Below are 21,568 nucleotides of genomic sequence, written 5' to 3' on the forward strand. Positions count from 1 at the left end.
ATTTTGGCAATTTTAAGAAAGCAGAATCCTGATAGGATAAGGGTTCTGTGAAATTTGTCGTGTACAGAGAAAATATTATACAAAATTATTTATATGCATTAATTTCTTTAAAGTTTTGCTCGAAGACCCTCTAGCAATTGTAAAACAGAGAACAATCCCTGAGCATTTTGGATCTGTTCTACTGGAATGCCATTAGTTAATTTATTTGATGACTTCATGAAATGCTGCATCCAGGTAGTATCTCCACCCGCCAGAGCATCTAGTGATGTGGTAATACGGATTAAAGTGAGGGCGATTTCTCCCTGTTTTGAAGTGGGATCTAATTCAAGAGAGGTTAAAGTTTTCACCGAATCTATACTGAGTATTAAGGCTAGTTGATCCTGTGCAAGACCAAGTCGTTCAGCAGCAGCTAAAACTGCCTTAGCTAATATCATTTTCTGTTTTGCAGTTTTTTCTGATGTTGTATGCATGACCGATCCCTGTTTCAGACGCTGCTAATTCATAGAGTTTATACTATTTAATTATCGTTGATCAGACACTCAATTTTTACTAAAGATATATTAAGTTTGGCTTTAGATAAGGAAGCAACGGTTAAATTATTTGATAAGGAAGCAACGGTTAAATTATTTAACCGCATGTAGTGATTTTTAGAGCTTCAACTTGCAGTTCAAGAGATCGAGGTCTGCCAATACAGGCTAGATGTAAGCAAAATTTAAATGCAGCAAGAGCATGACCATCTTTTACTGAATAGAGTTGTAGACGAGGAAACTCTTCCTGAGTTGATGGATGTTTATCTGTTGATGCTTTTGCTAATTTGAAAAGTTGAGGCTGTTGTTTAGCATCTAACTTTGTTTGCAAATCTTGTCCAAGTAAGTGCCAAAATTTGGCAGGAAATAAAGCCTTAACTTGGGAGTAAAAATGTTCGAGTTGATCGATATCCTTCCAGCGATAATGGATACCTGTGTGTGATGCGGTCACTCGATTCAAAAATATATTCAGAACGGATTCAATTTGTGCTGGATTTTTACGAGCTATTTTCTGTAGATGTTCAAAAAAATAAGTCACAGCATGAAGCTCTGCATCAGTATCAAGCATCGCTGGCTTTAAGTGAGTTGAGCTATCAATACTAAATAAACGAGGATTCCCTTTTTTCGATTTAATGTTTGCTAAATTTAGAGCATTTTCATACCAATAATTGACGAGTTCTTCTGGCAAGCACATACGTTGAGCTGTACTTTTAGGATCTTTAGTAGTCTCCAATATATTGAGCGTTTCATAGAAGCGTTGAAGTGAAATTTTAGAATCTTCTGTTCCAACAAAGAAAGCAAAAAAATCATGGGATTGATCTATTTCTAACGACAGTTCATCTAAAATGTCAGTAGCATTACTTTGAAGCCATTTTGTTTGATCGTTCAATAATATAGTTGCTAGAGCGGCCTGGTTTTTTTCAAAATTAAAGTCTTTTTCATCATTTGTTATTTGCAAATTTTTAAACGTTGCATTGTGGCCCATAATTTTTTTAGCCAATTCATTAGGCATATCTGGATGATGTTTTAGTAGTTTTTGACCAGCTATGAAATAACTTAAATGAATATAGCTTTTGAATGTTTCAACTGGCTCTATATGTCCTAAGAGATGTGCAATAACAAACCAATGGTTTTGTCCATGTTGATTTTGAAGTAGCTCAGCTCGAATTTTTTGATATTCGTTTTCGCTATAGTCGGTTAGCTTTTGCACAAGTGGTGCATATTCACAGTTCAGTAAAAGCGATAAATGATTCGCTGCAGTGTGACGAAAAGAGTGAAAGGAGTAATGATGCCCTTTAAAGATCTGATTTAATATCAGTTTTAGGGGTACGGTGACAGTGTGTTTATTCAGTTTTTTATTTTCATTCAAGTTGCTGAACAAATATAAACTTTTCTTGTTCTCTAAACGTTTTTCAACAACAAAATCGCTAAAGAATTGGTACTCATCATCTTTTAGCAAAGCGTATGCAGGCACAATCCGTTCCGCACTATCCGTTTTGAGCAGATGTTGATTCCCTTGTTTTTTTGAACCATAAGGTTGAACCCAGATAGAAAATTGATTTAAACCCTCGATATCTTTTACACGTAACCCGAGTATTTCGTTAATACGCATACCAGTACGGTAAGCCAAAATATAAATAATTTTTAATAATTTATAGTGATGGTCTGAGATGGATTGGTCATGTAAGAGCTGATTTAACTTCTTTAATATGACCTGGAAGGCTGTATGACCAATGATGCGTGCACGAGGTCTACTTTGCGATGCAATAAATTCAAGTTCGAAATCTTCTGCTTGAAAAACAATTTGTTGAAAGGTGTGAAAGCGTTTCAACATGCGGATTGTTTGGTCTTTAGATTTTTTAAACTCAGGTCGATCTGCTTCATCAGCAAGTCGTGTATTGCTAATGATTTGTTGATAGATTTTGTTCAGCAGATCATTAATGTCATCGTCGGCATCGAAGTATTGTAAGGCATGAGTTAAAAACGGTTCTGCGATCCGGGTGTAATATGTATAGATTGAACTATCTGCGAGTTTTTGATTGTCTTGAAATGCCTTCGTGTACTGAGTTGTATCAAAATCAAAGGTGGTTGATAATTCTTTTATTTGCTCTGAACTTGGTCGATAGAGACTGATGAGCCATAAAATAATACGTTTAGAAAACTCATTAAACTGCTCTTGGTGACGCAGGCAAAAATCAATAATGAGTTCAGCAATAGGTTGGTCCGTTGATGATGTGCGAATTATTTTCAGCAAGTTTTTATGAATAAATATCACATTCTCTACCGCTTCAGACGTATTGAGATCTGGTAGGACTTTGGCTGTAGAAGAGACATTTCGTTCGATTTCATCACTTAATTGAGTTTTAAATTTTGGGAATGCAAAGTTTTCAAACTCATGTTCTGATAAACCACACGTGAGTGTGTTTTCTAACAAACATTGTGAAAGGGCAGGATCAACATCTGCATTCTGCAGTTGTAGCCAATTAAAATTGGCGTAGTCACGTAAAAACTTAAAAGTCTTTTTGGTGTATGGATGTTTTATTTTTTGAAAAATGAGGTGCAGATACGCATTCACGTCTAGACTGATGTCACGAATTTGTCTTGTATTGAAGTGAATGAGCCAGAGTCGTGTGAGTTGATCTGGAACAAAATTACGTGATTTTCGAATAGTTTTTTCATCAACAAATAGATCGCCATAGCTTGGAGAAAGTGGCTCTAAAAAGATGATATTAAAATCGCAAATTTTTTGGATTTTTTCAGGGTTTTTTAAATGTTCGAGCAAAGCATTTAATGAAGCTGTTTGATTTAATCCACCGTATAACATTGAGCAAAGCAGAATATTCCCAATAATTTCATCATCAGAAAAAGCGGAACTATCTTGAGCAAGAATCCAGTAATCCCACAGTTTTTCGAGGATGATGTCAATTTCATGACCGGCTTGGATCCAATCTAAGGTGAAAATTGGTTCATCGCGTTTCATCTCAAAGGTGAGATAAGGTAGTGGGAGGTCTAGGTTATTACTTTTATTGAGGTCTTTGATATATGTTCGGAAGAATTCATGAGCATATTTTTTCCAGGCAAGATTCGGTGCTTTACGTTTAATAAACTCATAAATTGCAGGATAAGCTTGAATTAAGTCTTCATTTGAGAATTTTTGTTCATCAAAGTATTGTCGGAGCTCTTGTTCTGCACCAGCTCGTATGTCGTTTTTAGACTTATCTCGTTTGAATTGACGTCTGTCTTCAGCATAGCGTTTTTCTGAGATTTTTTTATTGCGTGATGACATGAGCTTCAACACCTGTAATTTTAAAATATGTTTTCATTTGCTCTAAAACATCTGCAATTTTAGAAAATTGTGAGAGCGATAAACTGGAAAATGGATGTGCTGCTTCTTGTTGCATGAGCTCATGCCCAAATAGAGCTAAAATTTCAGGTTCAGAAAATTTATGAGTCAAAAATGCACGAGCTGTGTGGCGATGCCAATTTTCATGAGCAAGTCCTAATTCAGGATGGAAATTTTTGACTGTATAAGGTCTTAGTGGTGTCCACTTGTTATTTTGAATGATTCCAAGCAAGGGTAACTTACTTGTTTCTATTTGTTGTATGACATCACTTAAAGCAGGATGACTCATCATGATTTGAGTCGAAAAATATTCTAAAAATTTAAGGAATTTTTTTATCTCTTCAACTAAAAATGAACAAAGCGGAATGAGGCGTCCGAATCCATTACGGCCGCCTACTTCTTTGTCAGAAACCATCAAAATTTGGCGTTTTAAATTAAAGTTTTTAAGAAATCCAGGGAATTCAGCAACGGGGCGTGCTGCTGTAAAAAGAAGGAGGATATGCCATAGCCAGATATTATAATGATTAAAGATTGAAATTAGATCATCTTCGGCTTGTGAAAAAATATTAAATTTCAATACAGCAAAAATCTCTGTAATGACCTGTGGTTTTGGAGCTTTACGACTACCAAAATGAGTTATTGAATCAGGGAGCGAACGTACACAGCTTTCATATGTGCTTGCTATATCTGCACAAAGTGATTTTAGAATATCAACATATTGTGCATGTAATCGTGGAATATTCTGATGACAATAAGAAATAGATGATGACTGATTGGCATCAATCCCTGTGATTAAATCTGCGAGTTGTTTATTCCCTGTTTTTGCAAGAACCGTATGATGCAGTAGAGAACTCACCTTTACGACAGACAGTTTTGGAATCAATAATTCTTGTCTTAATTTGCGTAAATATTGCTGTATATCATCGAAACTAACCGAATCCATTTTGCGGAGATCCTCAATGAATAGATTCGGGATTGGAATGTCTAAATAGATCGTCTGATTAAGCAAGCTTGTTGAATACTCAAAATTGCGGTTCTCAAATACATTAAAGTGACTGTTTAAGAAGAACTGATCATTTTTATAGATCAATTTTTGGCGGTTATTTAAGTTTTTAGCTCGCTTGCTTTGTATATATAGCCACTCATTCACACTGTTGCCTGTCAAAAATGCGAGCATCAAGATCAGAGCACTTTTATTTTGATGTTCAGAGTAGTCCACATGAAGTCTTTTCAGTAGATGGTTCATACTAGATGGGTTCGGGAAAAAACTACTCGACGTGAGTAAATGTTCTTTGCGTTGAATATGTTTTGCAACAAGCGGTAGAACATAGCTTTGACTCGTTTCTGAATGTGCTGCGAGTGGTGTGACGTCAGTTGGATTGACAACAATTTGACACTGTCCTTCAGTTGGTTGCGAATAGTACGAGCGTCGTACTGGATTTTTTCAGCCAGTTGCTGGGCTGTGAGATAGGTATATGACATAATAGAGCCTCATATTTTTTACTAGTTAACTAGGAAAAATTATTCCTAAGACATAAATTATCATATTTTTATGTTGTTGCAAGTACTTTTTATGATTTAAATAGGAAATTTTATGATTATTTCAAACTTGGCAGTTTTATTAGCAGAAAGGAAACTTAAGGTTGCTGATTTGGTGAGAAGTACTGGAATTAATAAATCTACTTTACATAAACTTTATAATGATGAATCTGTACGGATTGATTTTGAAACCATTGATAAAATTTGTATTGCATTAGATGTGGAAGTGGGTGATTTATTGGTTTTTAAGAAAATTGATAATAATCAAAATGATAATAGCTAGTTTGGTCACAATTGGTCACATCAAAAAGTGAAATGGTCACAAATCCTTGATCGTTTGGTAAAAAACATCTTGTTTTGAAGAGAATAGGGTGATTTTTTACCTTCAAAAAAAGCTCTGAAAGTGGTGATCGATTGAAGACATTTAAGGTTAATTGAGACCATTTTTATTGTTGTGGGCACGCCATGGTCACATCTTGGTCACAAAATACAAATTACATTAAAAATATTTTTTATTGAATCGAATAACACAGGAAGAAGATTTTTTAAAAATATAATAAAATCAACAAGAAAAAAGCCCTAATCTTTCGACTAGGGCTTTTTTGAATCTGGAGCGGGAAACGAGACTCGAACTCGCGACCCCAACCTTGGCAAGGTTGTGCTCTACCAACTGAGCTATTCCCGCATGCGGTGTATAATACATGATGCAAAAATAGGGTCAATCATTTTTTGCATATCGTTGTACTGACTGAATAAATAAACAACATTTTTAGAAAAAACAGCAGTCATCAGCCTAAATTTCATAACGAAAAGTGGTGCGAATCGTAAATCGAAGAATCCTCACGGCAAGATGCTGCGAATCACACAGAACACGTTATACTTCAGAGAGCTTTTAAAACCATTCGGGGAAATACAAGCATGAGCTTAGAACAACAGTTGCTACAACGCTTAGCCGTTTTCAATCCAAGCCATTTAGAGGTGGTGAACGAATCTGCAGGACATGGCGGTTATTTCCCGGGTAAAGAGTCGCATTTTAAAGTGGTGATGGTGAGTGAAGATTTTCAGGGGCTACGCGCCGTACAACGTCATCAAAAAATTTATGCTGCTGTGGGTGACTTACTCGCCCCAAGTAAAATTCATGCATTGGCAATTCATGCCTTTGTTGCATCTGAATGGCAGGGACAAGACACCAGCAGTCCAGAATGCGCCCACGCACCAAAAACATCGTAATGGATTGAAATAAATGGAAAATTTAGGAATGCTGAATACCATTCACGTTGCTGCAGCGGCTTTATTATTTTTGGTGCTGTTTGTACGTGCCATGACTTTGTTTAAGGGCACACAAAATAACTCGCCTAATCCTAAAGCGTGGACAGTCTTTGTGGCATTGCAACATTCAGCACTGACGTTGATTGTAGTGACAGGTGTCATTGCTTTGTTTTTAAAAGACTTTCAAGTCGAAACATGGTTTTATGCCAAAATTATTTTATTTTTGGTGATGCTGTCATCTTTAATCAAAGCGTATAAAAAAGATGACAGTATTTTGTTGATTCAACGCCGTGTCGGTTGGGGCTTAGCTTTAGTCGCATTTTTTGCCATTTTAGGTTTGGTGATGTTAAAGCCAAGCTTCGGCTAAGTCAGCAGGTCTTATTGTAGATGTTGCTCGTGGCTGCAAACTCACGGGCATTGAATATATGTAAATATCGGCAAAAGATTGGCTACATATTTGAGCACTGGCGAATTGTTAGACATAATTCGGCAAGAATATTTACAGCTCAGTTAAACTGAAATGATGTCACAACAAAAATTGAAAAGAGGGGCGGCAATGCGCACACGTGTGGTGTTTAATCAGAAAGGTGGTGTTGGAAAATCCAGTATTACCGTCAATTTGGCTGCAATCAGTGCGCATCAGGGTTTAAAAACATTGGTGATTGACCTCGACCCGCAAGCCAACTCCAGCCAATATTTATTGGGTGATGATGCCACTTATTCTGCCGACAAGCCTGCGCTTGAACCCAACATCGAAAATTACTTTGAAGAAGTGTTGGGTGCAAACCAATCCAAAGGTTTACTGGGCAATGCTTTAGGCTCAATTTTAAAAAACCGTAGCAAAGGTTTAGAAGCCTATGTGCATCAATCGCCATTTAAAAATTTGGATGTGATCCCTGCGAGTCCGCAATTGGGCGGTTTGGCACACGCACTTGAATCGAAACATAAAATTTACAAACTGCGCGATGCCTTGCAACAATTGTCCGATCAATATGACCGCGTGTTTATTGATACCCCGCCTGCATTTAACTTCTTTACCTTGTCGGCATTAATTGCTGCAGATCGGGTGCTCATTCCATTTGACTGCGATGTCTTTTCTAAACGTGCTTTGCAAAGTTTGATTGAAAATGTGTTGGAAACTCAGGATGACCATAATGCAAACTTGCAAATTGAAGGCATTGTGGTGAATCAATATCAGGCACAGGCCAAGTTACCGCGTGAAGTGGTGCAGCAACTCAAAGATGAAGGTTTGCCTGTTTTGAATAGTATGTTACCGCCTTCGGTGTTGATGAAAGAATCACATCATAAAAATTTGCCATTAATTCATTTGGCAACAGATCATAAATTGACGCAGGCCTATCAATCATTGTTCAATGAAATTGAGCAAGCGTGATACAGAGGTAGACATGAAAACATTTGCAATTGGTCTTGTCGCGGCAAGTAGTTTATTGCTAGGGGCTTGTGCGACCACAGTGAAACCTAGCTATGTGTCGCCTACACATTATCAGGCTTTGAATTGCCAACAATTACAAAGCGAATATAACCGTATTCAGCAATATATTGAAAGCGGTGTTGAAGCACCGAAACGTACAGGTGTTGGTGTGGGTATCGGTTTAGGCGGTGGTTGGGGCAGCCGTGGCGGTTGGGGCGTTGCACCGAGTGTTTCTGTCAATATGGGACAGTCATCCAATACCAAAAGAACAGAATTGGCACGTCTTTTAGGTGAGCAAGAAGCCATTGTGCAAGCAGCAAAATTTAAAGCTTGCCCGATTATTGTTAAGCCCAAACCTGTAACATCTTAAATTTTAGGATTTGCGAATATTTTGTCTATGGTGCTGCCATTTGTGCAGCACCATTGCTTAAAAAATGTAGCAAGATAATTCAAGGTTGATCTCAATCTAATATTTTAAAAACAAAAACTTAATTTTATTTTCTGTTTTATTTACACCCTTGGGTCAGTCCTGCTAGATAGAAAAACTTGTCATTTTCAATGGCTTTCATATAAGGTGTGCTCCTATTTTTGATTTGCATGCTCTGGTGTTTATGATTGAAAGTTGGCTCTTTGTCCTAGCAATGATTGCGGTCTTGATGATTCCTGGCCCGACCAATGCGCTATTGGCAAGCTCAGCCCACCAACAAGGCATTGCCAAAACCAGTCTGCTGATTCCCGCAGAGTTTTTTGGTTATATGTATGCCATTAGTCTGTGGGCGTTATTCATTCATTTGAGTGCGCCAATTTGGCCTTATTTAATTGATATACTGCATGTTTTAAGCGCAGGCTATGTGTTTTGGATGGCTTTTCATTTATGGAAGCAGTCACATTTAGAGCAACATTGTCAAAAACACTCTGCCATTCGCCCTGCACAATTATTTTTTTCGACTTTTAAAAACCCAAAAGCCTTGTTATTTGCTGCAGGTATTTTTCCTACAGAAACGTGGGATAACCCGACCAACTTTGCTATGGTCTATGTCTTATTTGGTCTGATTTTATTGCCAACAGCGTTATTTTGGATGTCTTTTGGGCGAGCAGTTTTGGCGCGAGAAACCAATAAAGTGACTGCAGATCTGTTATATAAAGGCTCGGCTTTGCTGTTGGTGGTGTGTATGCTGCCTGTGGTGGCACGTTTTTTCTAAAGATTTAGAGATTTTTGGTGAGTTGAGCACTCATCTCACCTATTTTGAATGGATAAGGGCAGCACTGTTCAACAGGCATGCCCAAAGAATTTCACAACTTAAGCAGTTTTTTTCTTGAGTTTTTGGCGAATAAAACCAATCACCCCAGGCAAGACACTTAAAATAATAATGCCGAAAATTAAATGGGTGAAATTGTCTTTCACAATTGGCATATTGCCAAACAAATAACCGAGTGTAATAAACGACGCGATCCAGCAAAAAGCGCCAATTACGTTATAGGTTAGGAAGTATTTATAATTCATGCTGCCTGCACCCGCCACAAAGGGCGCAAAGGTACGCGCAAAAGGCACAAAACGCGCAAAAATAATGGTTTTTCCGCCGTGTCGCTCAAAAAACTTCTGGGTTTCGATCAAATGTTTTTTATTGATAAAACGTGATTCCAGCTCAAAAACCCGTGGACCAATATATTTACCAATGTGGTAATTCAAGGTGTCACCGAGTACCGCAGCAGTAAACAATAAAATACCCAAAATCCACGGATCCATCACTCCTGTCGATGCAGCCAGTGCGCCTGCTGCGAACAGCAAACTATCGCCAGGTAAAAACGGCATGACCACCAAGCCTGTTTCTACAAAAATAATCAGGAATAAAATAGCGTAAATCCATACCCCATATTGGGTGATGAATTCGAGCAAATGTTCATCGACGTGTAATATAAAATCAATCAGTTCCATGGGAAAAAACAAGCGAAAGTGTGCTCAAATCCTAGCAGTCCACAGGCGGAAAGTCAGTATGAAAAGGTAAATAATTTTCACAGTGATTTTAGGGATGCTAGACCAGCCACATCGGTTCTTTTTCGTTGCATAGATGCAACAACATGTCTTTTAAATGCGTATTTATCCTGAATTTTGAAAAAACTAAGATGTATTTGTCTTCAAGAATGAATCAAAAATATAGGTGATCTGATGTTTAATCCAAATGTTGTGTTAAAAAGTGTGGTCGAAAAAGCAAGTGTGCAAGCCATTGTAAGTTTATTTGCACGTGCTTTTTTAGCGTATTTATTTATTGTATCTGGTTGGGGAAAAATTGCAGGCTATGATGCAACAGTGGGCTATATGCAAGCTATGGGTGTTTCAGGTTCATTGCTACCTTTGGTGATTTTGCTAGAACTTGGTGGTGGTTTGGCAATTCTATTCGGTTTACAAGCACGTGTCGTGGGTTTGGGTTTAGGTGTTTTTAGTCTTTTAACTGCATTTTTATTCCATGCTGCACCAGAAGATGCGCTGAATTTTATGAAAAATATTGGTTTGGCTGGCGGTTTCTTCTACATCATGCTTTACGGTGCAGGCAAAATAAGTCTAGACCATCTTTTGGAAGCAAAAAAGTAAGTCATTGATTTCCACATCAGCTCAACAATTTAAGCAATCTTCAAGAAGTTTGCTTTTTTTATGCCATAGAAAATGCATAGTCTTTTAAAACTTAGAGTATGTGGTCACTGCAATATCACGAAGAAAAATAGCCATTTTTAGGATTGTCTGAATAGTGTGCGCAAGGCGTGGAAAAATGCTAGAATAGCGCGCTTAATTCGTTTGCCTTTCTATAGTTGTTTGTCATGACTACCAATACTCAAATTACTGAAGATCGTATCCTGATTCTGGATTTCGGTTCGCAATATAGCCAGCTGATCGCACGTCGTGTGCGTGAAGCGGGCGTATATTCTGAAATGTATGCCTACGATATGTCGGAAGAAGACATTCGTGCATTTAATCCAAACGGTATTATCTTATCGGGTGGACCTGAAAGTGTTCACCAAGCGGGTAGTCCACGCGCACCTGAAATTGTATTTAACTTAGGCGTACCTGTACTGGGTATCTGCTATGGTTTACAAACCATGTCAGAACAACTGGGCGGTAAAGTTGAAGCGGGTTCAGTACATGAATTCGGTTATGCCGAAGTCGATATTTTGGTACGTGACAAACTGATTGGTAACTTGCAAGACCGTGAAAACCAATTGCACGTTTGGATGAGCCATGGCGATAAAGTGGCACGCATTCCAGAAGGCTTCCAAATTACGGCTAGCACACCAAGCTGCCCTGTGGCGATGATTTCTGATGAAACACGCCGTTTCTATGGTATTCAATTCCACCCAGAAGTAACGCACACGGCTAAAGGTGCAGAATTACTGTCTAACTTCGTACATCAAATTTGTGGATGTCGCGGTTTATGGACACCAGAACACATCATCGACCTGCGCGTAGAGCAATTACGTCAGCAAATTGGCGATGAAAAAGTATTGCTTGGTTTGTCGGGCGGTGTGGATTCTTCTGTGGTTGCGGCATTGTTGCATAAAGCCATTGGCGATCAATTAACGTGTGTATTTGTAGACAATGGTTTGTTGCGCTTGAACGAAGGCGATCAAGTGATGCAAATGTTTGCAGAAAACATGGGGATTCGCGTGATTCGTGCCGACGCTGAACAGCGTTTCTTGGGTGCATTGGCTGGCGAAGTTGATCCAGAGAAAAAACGTAAAATCATTGGTCGTGAATTTATTGAAGTTTTTGCCGAAGAAGCACGTAAGCTGGATGGCGTGAAATTCTTGGCACAAGGTACGATTTACCCAGACGTGATTGAATCTGCAGCCAGCAAACAAGGCAAAGCGCATGTGATTAAATCACACCACAACGTGGGTGGTTTACCAGAAGATTTAGCTTTTGAATTGGTTGAACCATTACGTGACTTGTTTAAAGATGAAGTTCGTAAACTTGGCACCACTTTAGGCTTGCCACACAGCATGATTTACCGCCATCCATTCCCAGGTCCAGGTTTGGGCGTGCGTATTTTGGGTGAAGTGAAAAAAGAATATGCAGACATTTTACGTCTAGCTGATGATATTTTCATGCAGGAATTACGTGCAAGTGGCTGGTATGACAAAACAGCTCAAGCATTTGCAGTATTCCAACCTGTAAAATCAGTTGGTGTCGTAGGTGATGGCCGTCGTTATGCATGGGTAATCGCACTACGTGCCGTAGAAACAGTGGACTTTATGACTGCACGTTTCGCACACTTGCCGTATGATTTGGTTGACCGTATTTCAACGCGCATCATGAATGAAATTGCAGAGGTTTCACGTGTGGTTTATGACGTATCATCTAAACCACCTGCAACCATTGAATGGGAGTAATTCAGGGATTTCACGAAGCACTGCTTCGTGCCTGAATTACGCCAAGCGCTATGCGCGCGGCAGCTAGGGGTTTCAAGCAGCACTGCTGCTTGCCAGTTTTACGACATGAGCCCATTTTAAAGCACGGCTTTTAAAATGGGTGCAAGATGCTTGCGGCAGCTAGGGTTTTTTAAACATACTCTAGCCCCAAAAACCCAAAAAATGAGCACGTAATGTGCTCATTTTTTTATATCTTTAGATCATCCAAGATTTAACTTCTTTTTTTAAAATCGGTTCGGGTGGCTCAGACATTCCCACATCATAACTGATCACGCAGTTACGTCCGCTTTGTTTGGCTTGGTAAAGTGCGAGGTCGGCTTCTTTAATCAACAGCTGTAAGTCAGTTTGTTGCGGTTTTAAACTGGATACTCCAATGGAGACAGTGAAATTAAAACATTTTTTATCAATGCACATTTCATGCTGAGCAATTTTTTGTCTTAAGCGTTCTGAAATCATCAGTGCTTCATCTAAGCTGGTTTCACTAAGCAGAGCGATAAACTCTTCACCGCCAAAGCGTGCCAAAATATCCTTGCGGCGCATTTCTTTACGAGCAATGTCTGCAATATTTTGTAAGACCCGATCTCCAATATCGTGCCCATAGGTATCGTTAATTTGTTTAAAAAAGTCGACATCAAACATTAGTAAGCAGACCGATTCAGATTTAGGCCAGGCATGAATTTTGTGTTCTGCCATGTGTACAAACTGACGTCGGTTATTGAGTTGGGTCAGTTCATCGGTGTGTGCCAAGGCTTGCAAGGTATGAAAATTCCAGTCATCCAGCAAACTGCGTAAAAAGTGATGGCGGGCATTTAGGGTGTTGATCCAACTGATATACAAACTCAACAAACATACAGGGATATACATCACCATAAAAACTAAGGCATCCTGCAAATTGGTGAGGGAAATCACCCCCAAAAACATGAGTACGCTCATGACCAATGAATTGTAGACCGCAGGGCGGAAACGCACTTGAATACATAGGTTCGCCATGAGCACAAAAATGACCGAGGCATACACATAAGTGGAAATCCAAGGGCTTTGTGATTGCGACAGGATATAGAACCAAATACCGCAGCACAGTGTGGCGCTGACCGGTAAAATTAAATCTAGCAGGCGAATATCTTTGATCAATTTAAAGCAGAAATAATTGCCAATCAGCGCCAATACAACAGCACTGAGACGGAGTGTGGCCGAGAGTGTAGTGACATCTGGAATGATGAAATAATCGATAAAGAAATACAGCAGGAACGTCATTTGCCCAATGTAATTGACTTGGCGTAAATAACGACGCTGATGTAAATTCTGGTGTTGATAAAAATGTGTTTCAAATTGCGGCGGGAGTTGCGCAGCAGGGTGCTGCAATGCTTTTTCAATTGCTTGTCGGTTTTCAAGATCACACTCAGTTGTTTTTAAAAGTTTTTCTGAGGCTTCCTGATTGCTTAAAATCTTCGAACGGGTCTGTTCCCCCATTCGAGCTTTTACAGACATAGCGATATTTACTCAAATTGACAACTTATAGTGAGGATTATGCGCAAAATGCAGAAAAAATAACCTCCCTAAATTTGGGTATTTTCTCTATTTTTTTTAAATTTTGGTCAAAATTATGCCATATATTTTAAGGTGTAGTTCAAGTTTGAACCATAAAAATCAGAACAACAAATTTCATCTTGCTCTTCGTTAGTGATTTACTATATTTAATAGTCAAGGAATTTACAGAAATATAAGAGGTATAGGATGAGCAACAGCAATTATACCGAGCTTTCCAATTCAGACGATTGTGATAAGTACGTCAAGCAATTTATACAGGAATTTCCACTGCGTAGTGCTGAAATTGGGCAGGGAACTTTAATTAAACGTGCTTTACCGAGTCGGCATAAACGCATGATTGGGGCATGGTGTTTTCTAGATCACGCAGGTCCTGTTAATTTTCCACAAGGTGAAGGCTTAGATGTCGGGCCGCATCCACATATTGGTTTGCAAACATTCACCTGGATGATTGAAGGCAGCATTATGCATACCGACAGTTTGGGTACTAAGCAATTGATTCGTCCCAAACAGGTTAATTTAATGACCGCGGGTTATGGTATTTCACATACCGAAGTTGCTCCCGACACCGAAACACACATGCATACAGCGCAATTGTGGATTGCTTTACCTGATGATCAGCGCAATATGGCGCCACGTTTTGATCATTACCCTGACCTGCCTGTGGTTCAGCAAGATGGAGTGGAATTTACCATTTTAGTCGGTGAGTTTTTAAATACCACTTCGCCAGTATTGGTACATAGTGAGTTGCTAGGGGTAGATATTTATAGTGAAACTAGCACGACAACCCGTTTGCCGCTGAATCCTAAGTTTGAATATGGTTTGATGATGCTGGAAGGCACAGCCACTGTGCATGGGCATGAATTAAACGATGAAAATATGCTGGTGCTTGAACCGGGCTTAACCGAAATTCAGCTAGATTTACATGCGGGTGCGCGTCTGTTGCTATTGGGCGGATTACCTTTTGAGTCGCCAATTTTGTTGTGGTGGAATCTCGTCGGTCGTACCCAAGAAGAGTTAAGCATTGCACGTGAGCAATGGATCAATCATGATCCTCGTTTTGGCACAATACCAGACTACGATGGACCACGTTTAGAAGCACCGACTTTCCCCGCAAAAATGCGTGCATCAAAATAAATGATGGAATATCAATCTATAGGGAGCATCTTATGGCCAAGATTGGCACAGCACAGGTACGCAGTTTAGACACAGCATGGCAAGGCCAGATTCAAAGTGGTCAGCACCAATGGAAGGTAGATGAGCCTGAAAAGTTAGGTGGTCAAGATGCAGGTCCTGCACCTTATGATCTGTTATGTAGCAGTTTGGTCGCTTGCACCATGATTACCTTGCGTATGTATGCACAGCATAAGGGTTTGGATTTTGGCAAAATTCAGGTCGAGGCGGACTTCTTTACCAATCAGGAAGGGCAGGAGTGGATTGAACGCCGTGTGCAAACTGAAGCAGCGTTAGATGCAGAATTACAGCAAAAAGTACTGAATATCTGTCAAAAAACACCTGTGACGAAAACCTTGTTACGCAGTGTGGAAATTCGTACTGAATTGGGTTAAACCTAGAGTTGAATCCGTCTCTTATAAAAAGGCATGCAGGACATGCCTTTTTATAATGTTGCGTGAAACAGAAGATATAACAATCACTTAAAACAGATGTAATAAAAACAAAATAGGACGTTTATGATTACTTTACACCACCTTGATCAATCCCGCTCTTTCCGCATTTTGTGGGCGCTCGAAGAGCTGGGTTTGGACTATGAAATCAAGTTTTACCACCGTCAGCCCAATTTAAGTGCGCCCAATGAATTGAAGCTGATTCACCCATTGGGTAAAGCACCAATTTTGACGGATGCAGAGCAGACCATTGCAGAATCTGCAGTCATTTTGGAGTACTTGCAGCAGCATTATGATACGCAAAGGCAGTTTAAACCGCAGCAGGCTTCAGCACAGCAAGCATATCAATACTGGATGCATTATGCCGAAGGCTCGCTAATGCCATTGTTAGTGATGCAATTGGTGATGACCAATGTGCCGCAGCATGTGCCATGGTTAGTTCGACCAATGGCGCAAAAAATTACTGCAGGTGTTAAAGCAGGGTTTATTCAGCCTCGTTTAAAAGATCATATTGCTTATTTAGAAGATTATTTGGGCAAACATGATTATTTTGCAGGGGATTTTTCTTTTGCCGATATTCAAATGGGTTTCCCGCTCCAAGCATTGCAAAGCCGTACCGGGCATCATTATCCACAGATTGCGGCTTATTTGGCACGCGTGGAACAGCGTCCTGCATTTCAGCGTGCACGCGAACGTGAGCAGCAGTTAATGCAAATCTAGCGATGATTTTTGTGAGTACATCGTTCTATAGACCTAAAAAAAGATGCCGAGGCATCTTTTTTTAATTGATTTTGGTCGATTGATAACAATGAGGCTTAGCGTTTCACGACAATTGAATCAATTCCACTATGCTGCAAAGTTTGCTGAGCAATCACTGCAGCATCGGCTGAATCATAAGGGCCTGAAATCACCCGATACCAAGTTTCACCACCTTCTACACTTTTCACTACATCTGCCGATAAACCATTCAAAATAATTTCGGCACGACGTGCATCTGCAGCATCTGGGTCGGTATAGCTACGCACTTGTAGAATATAGCTGGCTTGTACCACAGGGGCAGGCATTTCTGTCAGACCAACATTGGCTTCGCTGGCCGCTGGCGCCTCTACAGCAGCAGGCGCTTCAACAATGACTACGGTATTCTGTTGCTGTGTTTCAGGCACCGCTTGCTCAGGAATTGGGGTAACCTGTTGCTGTGGCAGCAAATCATAAAAACGATAGTCTTTGTTGGTATCTTCCTGATAATGCTCAGAATTGATTTGCCCTTTAGGCTGTACAGGTGCCCACGGTTTCCATAGCATTAAGGCTACAGCAAAACACAACACGATTAAAATCACCACGAGTGTGCCTAACCACGTTGGAATTAGTGGTTTTTTGGGCTTATTCGGTCGTTCAGATACACCGCGTTGCGTTTTTCCAAACACGAGGAAACCTCTTTATTGTCATCAATACCAGAAACTTATTTTGGGTCACTTTATTTTGTATGTTGCCTGAATAAATTTAAGCAACATACGATCAAGATAAAGAATCGCTTTGCAAAGTTCAAGCATTGCAAAGCGAGAAACACATCAGTGTTGAGATCACGATCTCAAGCATCAATTTTCAGTCTTGTGACCCTCAACGCGTTGCTCAGTGAATTACATCGTTTCAGGTGCAGAAACGCCCAATAACTCTAAGCCATTGCGCAAGACTTGTTGCACGTTAACTGAAAGCAATAAACGCGCCTGAGTCAAAGCTGTATCATCATTCAGCACTTTATGCTCGTTGTACCAACCATGGAACAAGGCAGCTAATTCTTTCAAGTAGTTACCTACCTGATGCGGTTCGTGGCTGTTGGCAGCACGCACTAAAATTTCAGGGTAGGCTGCCAATTTGGCTAAAATTTCAGTTTCAGCATCTAGCTCAAGTTTTGCAGCAAATTGACGTGCCTCGGCAGCATCAAAATTGAGCTGTAATGCTGTCGCTTTTTCGAGCATACGACAAATACGCGCATGTGCATATTGAATGTAGTACACTGCATTGTCTTTACTTTGAGAAACGGCTAGGTCTAGGTCAAAGTCAATATGTTGTTCAGATTTACGCATCACATAATAGAAACGCGCAGCATCGTTACCAACTTCTTTGCGCAAGTCGCGTAAGGTCACGTATTGACCCGAGCGAGATGACATTTGCACCATCTCACCGCCACGCCATAGGCTCACAAACTGCACCAACAGCACGGTGAGTTTTTTCGAGTCATAGCCGAGCGCGTCAATTGCCGCTTTTACACGTGAAATATAGCCGTGGTGATCTGAACCCCAAATATCAATTAGGTCTGTATAGCCACGTTGTAATTTATTGAGGTGATAAGCAATGTCTGAAGCAAAGTAAGTGGTTTGACCATTACGGCGTTTCACTACACGGTCTTTTTCATCGCCAAATTCAGTTGATTTAAACCAGATATTGCCGTCTTTTTCGTATAGATAACCACGTTGGTCTAGGGTTTGCAGGGCTTCATCAATTTTTTCAGTCAATGATGCTTCGCTAAACCATTGGTTAAAGGTCACGCCAAACTCGCCCAAGTCATCTTTAATGTCGGCCAAAATGGCGTTCAAGGCCGCTTGGTGGAATACGCGATAGTCATTGCCCAAAAGATTTTGTGAATTGAAGATCAAACCATCAATGTGTTTTTCTTTATCGCCCGATAGCACCACTTTGTTGCCATCGGCATCGAGTTCTGCAGCATATTGCACATCTTCAGGTACATTGTGATATACATCTGCAACAGGGCGTACGTGGCGTTCACCATCTTGTTTTAAAATGCTTTGTGCAATGTCTTTGACATAGTCACCTTGGTACGCATTTTTCGGGAAAACCAGAGTTTGTCCAGCCAGCTCCAAATAACGTAAATAAGTCGAAGTCGCCAAAATATCCATTTGACGACCTGCGTCGTTGACATAGTATTCACGCTCAACTTTGGCACCTGTGGCCTCAAGTAAATTGGCAACGGTCATGCCGTAAGCCGCACCACGACCATGTCCTACGTGTAGGCTTGAAGTTGGGTTGGCAGAAACGAATTCGACCTGAATACGTTTTTGCGCATTGATTTGGCTGCGACCAAAATTTTGTTGTTGTGCTTGAATTTGATCTAAAACGCTAAAACGTTGATCGGCATTTAAAAAGAAGTTAATAAAACCTGGTCCTGCAATTTCTGCTTTGCTGATATCCGCCACTTCAGGCAGAGCAGCAAGAATTTTTTCGGCTAAATCGCGCGGCTTCATACCCGCAGCTTTAGAGGCAATCATGGCAATATTCGATGCGAAATCGCCGTGGCTGCGGTCTTTGGTACGGGTTAAATTACTCGTATTGTTCCAGTCAGATGGGAGTACACCTTCAGCTTGAAGGGATTGCACTGCATGCTCGAGCGCTGCTTGTATTGCCGTATTCATATTGAGTCGAAAAATAGATGTGCAGAAAAACGCTAAATATAGCAAATTTCAGGGGCTTTAGGGGAATGCAATTGTATGCTTTATCGAATTTTGCGGTGGGTGGATCTAAAGCAATACATTGCCTGAAAAATCATCTTTTCTCTAAGCAATTCATGGCATAGTATCTGCCAATAACGTCAGGCAAAAGGCGATGGCATGAAGCAACGTGCAATGATTTTTGGCAATGTACCCAAGTTACCTATGAAATGGGCCACCGTGGTGATTCCTTTCTTTTTATCGTGTTTGATGAGTGGCATCATTTCCTTTATCAATATGATTCGTAATTTAGGCTGGATTGATGGTTTTTTTGCACTCTGGTTCAATAACTGGATGATTTCTTGGGCCTTTGCTTTTCCAGTGGTGCTGTTTGTTTTGCCAATGGTACGTAAATTCGCTAGCTTGATTGTCGATATGCCACCTTTACAGCCACCGAAATAATCGTGATCTGTTCTCTGTTTAGGTTGATTCAAAGAACGTCGTACTCAAAAACATACGGTTATCAGAAATAAAAATCATTCAGATTTGGTTATCAAACTTCTAAATGCCCCCTTTACTGCAAAAGGGGCTAAGCTAGTCAAATGTCTGATGGCGTATCTCAATCCATGCGCCATTCGCAACTGATTAGAATGAGATGAACAATGACCACCGCAAATCTGCAGCAAAAACGTCCTTTATATATTCCCTATGCTGGTAACAGCCTTTTAGAACTGCCTTTATTAAACAAAGGTTCTGCATTTTCTGAAGAAGAACGTACTCGTTTTAACCTGCATGGTTTAATTCCGCATGCAATTGAAAATATTGAAGAACAAAGCCAGCGTTCGTATCAGCAATATTCTGCTTTTAGCGATGCCATCAACAAGCATATTTATTTGCGCAACATTCAGGACACCAATGAAACCCTGTTTTATCACCTGATTGAACAGCATTTGAGTGAAATGATGCCTATTATTTACACCCCAACTGTGGGCGAGGCATGTCAGCGTTTTTCCGATATTTACCGCCGTCATCGGGGTATTTTTATTTCCTATCCAGACCGTGCCCATATTGATGATATTGTACAAAACATCAATAAAAAGAATGTCAAAGTGATTGTGATTACCGATGGTGAGCGTATTTTAGGCTTGGGTGATCAGGGCATTGGCGGCATGGGTATTCCAATTGGAAAACTGTCTTTATATACAGCATGTGGCGGTATTAGTCCTGCCTATACCTTACCCATTACCTTAGATGTAGGCACCAATAACCCACAATTACTGAATGATCCGATCTATATGGGCTGGAATCAGCCACGTATTAGTGGTGAGGAATACTATCAATTTGTTGATCAAGTGCTCGATGCGGTGAAACGCCGTTGGCCAAAGGCATTGATTCAGTTTGAAGATTTTGCTCAGAAAAATGCCATGCCCTTGCTGAATAAATATCGTGATCAGATTTGCTGTTTTAATGATGATATTCAGGGCACTGCTGCTGTATCTGTGGGCAGTTTAATTGCTGCATCACGTGCGGCAGGCAAGCAGCTGAAAGATCAAACCATTGCCTTTTTGGGCGCGGGTTCTGCAGGATGTGGTATTGCCGAGCAAATTGTGGCGCAAATGGTGGTGGAAGGCTTAAGCGATGCTGAAGCACGTGCTCGTGTGTATATGGTGGATCGTTTTGGCTTATTCACCAGCAATCAGCCAAACTTGCTCGATTTCCAACGTAAATTGGCACAAAGTCCTGACCGTGTTGCACATTGGGGCAATCCTGAAGGTGTGATTTCTCTGTTGGACGTCATTCAAAACGCCAAGCCAACGGTATTGATTGGGGTTTCGGGGCAACCGGGTTTATTTACTGAAGAGGTGATTAAAACCTTGGCTGCCAATTGCGAGCGTCCAATTGTGTTGCCATTGTCAAACCCAACCTCACAAGTTGAAGCATTTCCTGCCGATATTTTGGAGTGGACTGAAGGCAAGGCCTTAATTGCAACAGGTAGCCCATTTGAGCCAGTGAACTATCAGGGCAAACTTTATAATATTTCCCAATGCAATAACTCGTATATTTTCCCAGGTATTGGCTTAGGGGTAATCGCTGCAGGGGCAACACGTGTGACAGACAGTATGTTAATTGCATCCAGTAATGCGCTGGCGGACTGCTCACCATTGTTGCAGGATCCAAATGCAGATTTATTGCCTGATTTAAATGAAATTCAGCAGGTGTCTAAATTTATTGCATTTAGAGTCGCAAAAGCAGCAATGGATGCAGGCGTTGCAGCTGTCATGAGTGATGAGGCATTACGAGAGGCAATTGAGGCTAATTTCTGGAAGCCTGAATATCGTGATTATAAACGTGTGACGTTTTAAGCAAAATTCATTCGTGTATTGTTAATGAAATAAGCCACAAGGCGTGCTATTGCACGCCTT

Annotated in this window: 19 protein-coding genes, 1 tRNA gene and 1 pseudogene; 13 read left to right on the forward strand and 8 right to left on the reverse strand. The window is 40.3% G+C overall.

Annotated elements, in window-relative coordinates:
- Positions 1-107: 107 nt before the first annotated feature.
- From CF596_RS08900 to CF596_RS08910, 3 genes and pseudogenes are all read right to left on the reverse strand, one after another.
- Positions 108-470, reverse strand: coding sequence for an antitoxin Xre/MbcA/ParS toxin-binding domain-containing protein (locus CF596_RS08900; protein ID WP_004647815.1), 363 nt, complete (start codon positions 468-470; stop codon positions 108-110).
- A 157-nt stretch (positions 471-627) separates the two neighbouring features.
- Positions 628-3,813, reverse strand: coding sequence for a site-specific integrase (locus CF596_RS08905; RefSeq protein WP_096902206.1), 3,186 nt, complete (start codon positions 3,811-3,813; stop codon positions 628-630).
- Positions 3,797-5,263 (reverse strand): annotated as a pseudogene (locus tag CF596_RS08910) (hypothetical protein); the annotation flags it as partial. The pseudogene CF596_RS08910 and the gene CF596_RS08905, both read right to left, overlap by 17 nt.
- A gap of 201 nt (positions 5,264-5,464) precedes the next feature.
- On the opposite strand from CF596_RS08910, the gene CF596_RS08915 reads away from it, so the two are divergent.
- Positions 5,465-5,692 carry a helix-turn-helix transcriptional regulator gene (locus tag CF596_RS08915; protein WP_004974343.1) on the forward strand — a complete coding sequence of 76 codons (228 nt, stop codon included), beginning with the start codon at positions 5,465-5,467 and terminating at the stop codon, positions 5,690-5,692.
- Between the two features lie 326 nt (positions 5,693-6,018).
- On the opposite strand, the gene CF596_RS08920 is transcribed toward CF596_RS08915, so the two are convergent.
- Positions 6,019-6,094 (reverse strand) — tRNA-Gly (locus CF596_RS08920).
- Positions 6,095-6,327: 233 nt separating this feature from the next.
- Here CF596_RS08920 and CF596_RS08925 point away from each other — a divergent pair.
- The 5 genes from CF596_RS08925 to CF596_RS08945 all read left to right on the forward strand — a co-directional run bounded on the left by CF596_RS08925 (position 6,328) and on the right by CF596_RS08945 (position 9,312).
- Positions 6,328-6,639: a BolA family protein gene (locus CF596_RS08925; protein WP_096902208.1), complete on the forward strand. Its 312-nt coding sequence runs from the start codon at positions 6,328-6,330 to the stop codon at positions 6,637-6,639.
- A 13-nt stretch (positions 6,640-6,652) separates the two neighbouring features.
- The gene (locus CF596_RS08930) at positions 6,653-7,045 is read left to right on the forward strand and encodes a SirB2 family protein (protein WP_004970245.1); all 393 of its coding nucleotides are present in this window, start codon (positions 6,653-6,655) and stop codon (positions 7,043-7,045) included.
- Between the two features lie 189 nt (positions 7,046-7,234).
- Positions 7,235-8,071, forward strand: coding sequence for a ParA family protein (locus CF596_RS08935; RefSeq protein ID WP_070155018.1), 837 nt, complete (start codon positions 7,235-7,237; stop codon positions 8,069-8,071).
- Between the two features lie 13 nt (positions 8,072-8,084).
- Positions 8,085-8,480, forward strand: coding sequence for a hypothetical protein (locus tag CF596_RS08940; protein ID WP_004970241.1), 396 nt, complete (start codon positions 8,085-8,087; stop codon positions 8,478-8,480).
- 241 nt (positions 8,481-8,721) lie between these two features.
- A complete protein-coding gene (locus CF596_RS08945) occupies positions 8,722-9,312 on the forward strand; it encodes a LysE family transporter (RefSeq protein ID WP_004970239.1) in 591 nt (196 codons plus the stop codon).
- Between the two features lie 98 nt (positions 9,313-9,410).
- On the opposite strand, the gene CF596_RS08950 is transcribed toward CF596_RS08945, so the two are convergent.
- Positions 9,411-10,046: a DedA family protein gene (locus tag CF596_RS08950; RefSeq protein ID WP_096902210.1), complete on the reverse strand. Its 636-nt coding sequence runs from the start codon at positions 10,044-10,046 to the stop codon at positions 9,411-9,413.
- A gap of 231 nt (positions 10,047-10,277) precedes the next feature.
- Here CF596_RS08950 and CF596_RS08955 point away from each other — a divergent pair, with 231 nt between their 5' ends.
- Together CF596_RS08955 and guaA are read left to right on the forward strand one after the other, a co-directional pair.
- Positions 10,278-10,700, forward strand: coding sequence for a DoxX family protein (locus tag CF596_RS08955; RefSeq protein ID WP_004970234.1), 423 nt, complete (start codon positions 10,278-10,280; stop codon positions 10,698-10,700).
- A gap of 224 nt (positions 10,701-10,924) precedes the next feature.
- Positions 10,925-12,493, forward strand: a complete 1,569-nt coding sequence (guaA, locus tag CF596_RS08960) for a glutamine-hydrolyzing GMP synthase (RefSeq protein ID WP_096902212.1) — start codon at positions 10,925-10,927, stop codon at positions 12,491-12,493.
- Between the two features lie 234 nt (positions 12,494-12,727).
- Here guaA and CF596_RS08965 read toward each other — a convergent pair whose 3' ends face one another.
- Entirely contained in the window at positions 12,728-14,020 is a 1,293-nt protein-coding gene (locus CF596_RS08965; RefSeq protein WP_171324946.1) for a GGDEF domain-containing protein, read from the reverse strand.
- Positions 14,021-14,266: 246 nt separating this feature from the next.
- Here CF596_RS08965 and CF596_RS08970 point away from each other — a divergent pair, with 246 nt between their 5' ends.
- From CF596_RS08970 to CF596_RS08980, 3 genes are all read left to right on the forward strand, one after another.
- Positions 14,267-15,214, forward strand: coding sequence for a pirin family protein (locus CF596_RS08970; protein ID WP_096902217.1), 948 nt, complete (start codon positions 14,267-14,269; stop codon positions 15,212-15,214).
- A gap of 32 nt (positions 15,215-15,246) precedes the next feature.
- Positions 15,247-15,645 (forward strand): OsmC family protein, encoded by a 399-nt coding sequence (locus tag CF596_RS08975; protein WP_004970227.1) that lies wholly within the window; start codon positions 15,247-15,249, stop codon positions 15,643-15,645.
- Between the two features lie 123 nt (positions 15,646-15,768).
- Positions 15,769-16,422 carry a glutathione S-transferase gene (locus CF596_RS08980; RefSeq protein WP_004970224.1) on the forward strand — a complete coding sequence of 218 codons (654 nt, stop codon included), beginning with the start codon at positions 15,769-15,771 and terminating at the stop codon, positions 16,420-16,422.
- 95 nt (positions 16,423-16,517) lie between these two features.
- On the opposite strand, the gene CF596_RS08985 is transcribed toward CF596_RS08980, so the two are convergent.
- Positions 16,518-17,126, reverse strand: a complete 609-nt coding sequence (locus CF596_RS08985; protein WP_004970222.1) for an SPOR domain-containing protein — start codon at positions 17,124-17,126, stop codon at positions 16,518-16,520.
- A gap of 213 nt (positions 17,127-17,339) precedes the next feature.
- The gene (gene argS / locus CF596_RS08990) at positions 17,340-19,130 is read right to left on the reverse strand and encodes an arginine--tRNA ligase (protein WP_096902219.1); all 1,791 of its coding nucleotides are present in this window, start codon (positions 19,128-19,130) and stop codon (positions 17,340-17,342) included.
- 195 nt (positions 19,131-19,325) lie between these two features.
- Between argS and CF596_RS08995 the strand changes: the two genes are divergently transcribed.
- Both CF596_RS08995 and CF596_RS09000 read left to right on the forward strand, forming a co-directional pair.
- Positions 19,326-19,607: a DUF2798 domain-containing protein gene (locus CF596_RS08995; protein ID WP_096902220.1), complete on the forward strand. Its 282-nt coding sequence runs from the start codon at positions 19,326-19,328 to the stop codon at positions 19,605-19,607.
- Between the two features lie 200 nt (positions 19,608-19,807).
- Positions 19,808-21,508 carry an NAD-dependent malic enzyme gene (locus CF596_RS09000; protein WP_096902221.1) on the forward strand — a complete coding sequence of 567 codons (1,701 nt, stop codon included), beginning with the start codon at positions 19,808-19,810 and terminating at the stop codon, positions 21,506-21,508.
- Positions 21,509-21,568 lie beyond the last annotated feature (60 nt).

Origin of the sequence: Acinetobacter sp. YT-02 (assembly GCF_002412355.1) — a bacterium.
Classification (GTDB): domain Bacteria; phylum Pseudomonadota; class Gammaproteobacteria; order Pseudomonadales; family Moraxellaceae; genus Acinetobacter; species Acinetobacter towneri.

Coding starts and splice junctions, on each gene's coding strand:
- CF596_RS08915 (WP_004974343.1), top strand. CDS start 5,465: ATGATTATTTCAAACTTGGCAGTTTTATTAGCAGAAAGGAAACTTAAG.
- CF596_RS08975 (WP_004970227.1), top strand. CDS start 15,247: ATGGCCAAGATTGGCACAGCACAGGTACGCAGTTTAGACACAGCATGG.
- CF596_RS08955 (WP_004970234.1), top strand. CDS start 10,278: ATGTTTAATCCAAATGTTGTGTTAAAAAGTGTGGTCGAAAAAGCAAGT.
- argS (WP_096902219.1), bottom strand. CDS start 19,130: ATGAATACGGCAATACAAGCAGCGCTCGAGCATGCAGTGCAATCCCTT.
- CF596_RS09000 (WP_096902221.1), top strand. CDS start 19,808: ATGACCACCGCAAATCTGCAGCAAAAACGTCCTTTATATATTCCCTAT.
- CF596_RS08970 (WP_096902217.1), top strand. CDS start 14,267: ATGAGCAACAGCAATTATACCGAGCTTTCCAATTCAGACGATTGTGAT.
- CF596_RS08935 (WP_070155018.1), top strand. CDS start 7,235: ATGCGCACACGTGTGGTGTTTAATCAGAAAGGTGGTGTTGGAAAATCC.
- CF596_RS08980 (WP_004970224.1), top strand. CDS start 15,769: ATGATTACTTTACACCACCTTGATCAATCCCGCTCTTTCCGCATTTTG.
- CF596_RS08905 (WP_096902206.1), bottom strand. CDS start 3,813: ATGTCATCACGCAATAAAAAAATCTCAGAAAAACGCTATGCTGAAGAC.
- CF596_RS08925 (WP_096902208.1), top strand. CDS start 6,328: ATGAGCTTAGAACAACAGTTGCTACAACGCTTAGCCGTTTTCAATCCA.
- CF596_RS08930 (WP_004970245.1), top strand. CDS start 6,653: ATGGAAAATTTAGGAATGCTGAATACCATTCACGTTGCTGCAGCGGCT.
- CF596_RS08965 (WP_171324946.1), bottom strand. CDS start 14,020: ATGTCTGTAAAAGCTCGAATGGGGGAACAGACCCGTTCGAAGATTTTA.
- CF596_RS08940 (WP_004970241.1), top strand. CDS start 8,085: ATGAAAACATTTGCAATTGGTCTTGTCGCGGCAAGTAGTTTATTGCTA.
- guaA (WP_096902212.1), top strand. CDS start 10,925: ATGACTACCAATACTCAAATTACTGAAGATCGTATCCTGATTCTGGAT.
- CF596_RS08950 (WP_096902210.1), bottom strand. CDS start 10,046: ATGGAACTGATTGATTTTATATTACACGTCGATGAACATTTGCTCGAA.
- CF596_RS08995 (WP_096902220.1), top strand. CDS start 19,326: ATGAAGCAACGTGCAATGATTTTTGGCAATGTACCCAAGTTACCTATG.
- CF596_RS08945 (WP_004970239.1), top strand. CDS start 8,722: ATGATTGAAAGTTGGCTCTTTGTCCTAGCAATGATTGCGGTCTTGATG.
- CF596_RS08900 (WP_004647815.1), bottom strand. CDS start 470: ATGCATACAACATCAGAAAAAACTGCAAAACAGAAAATGATATTAGCT.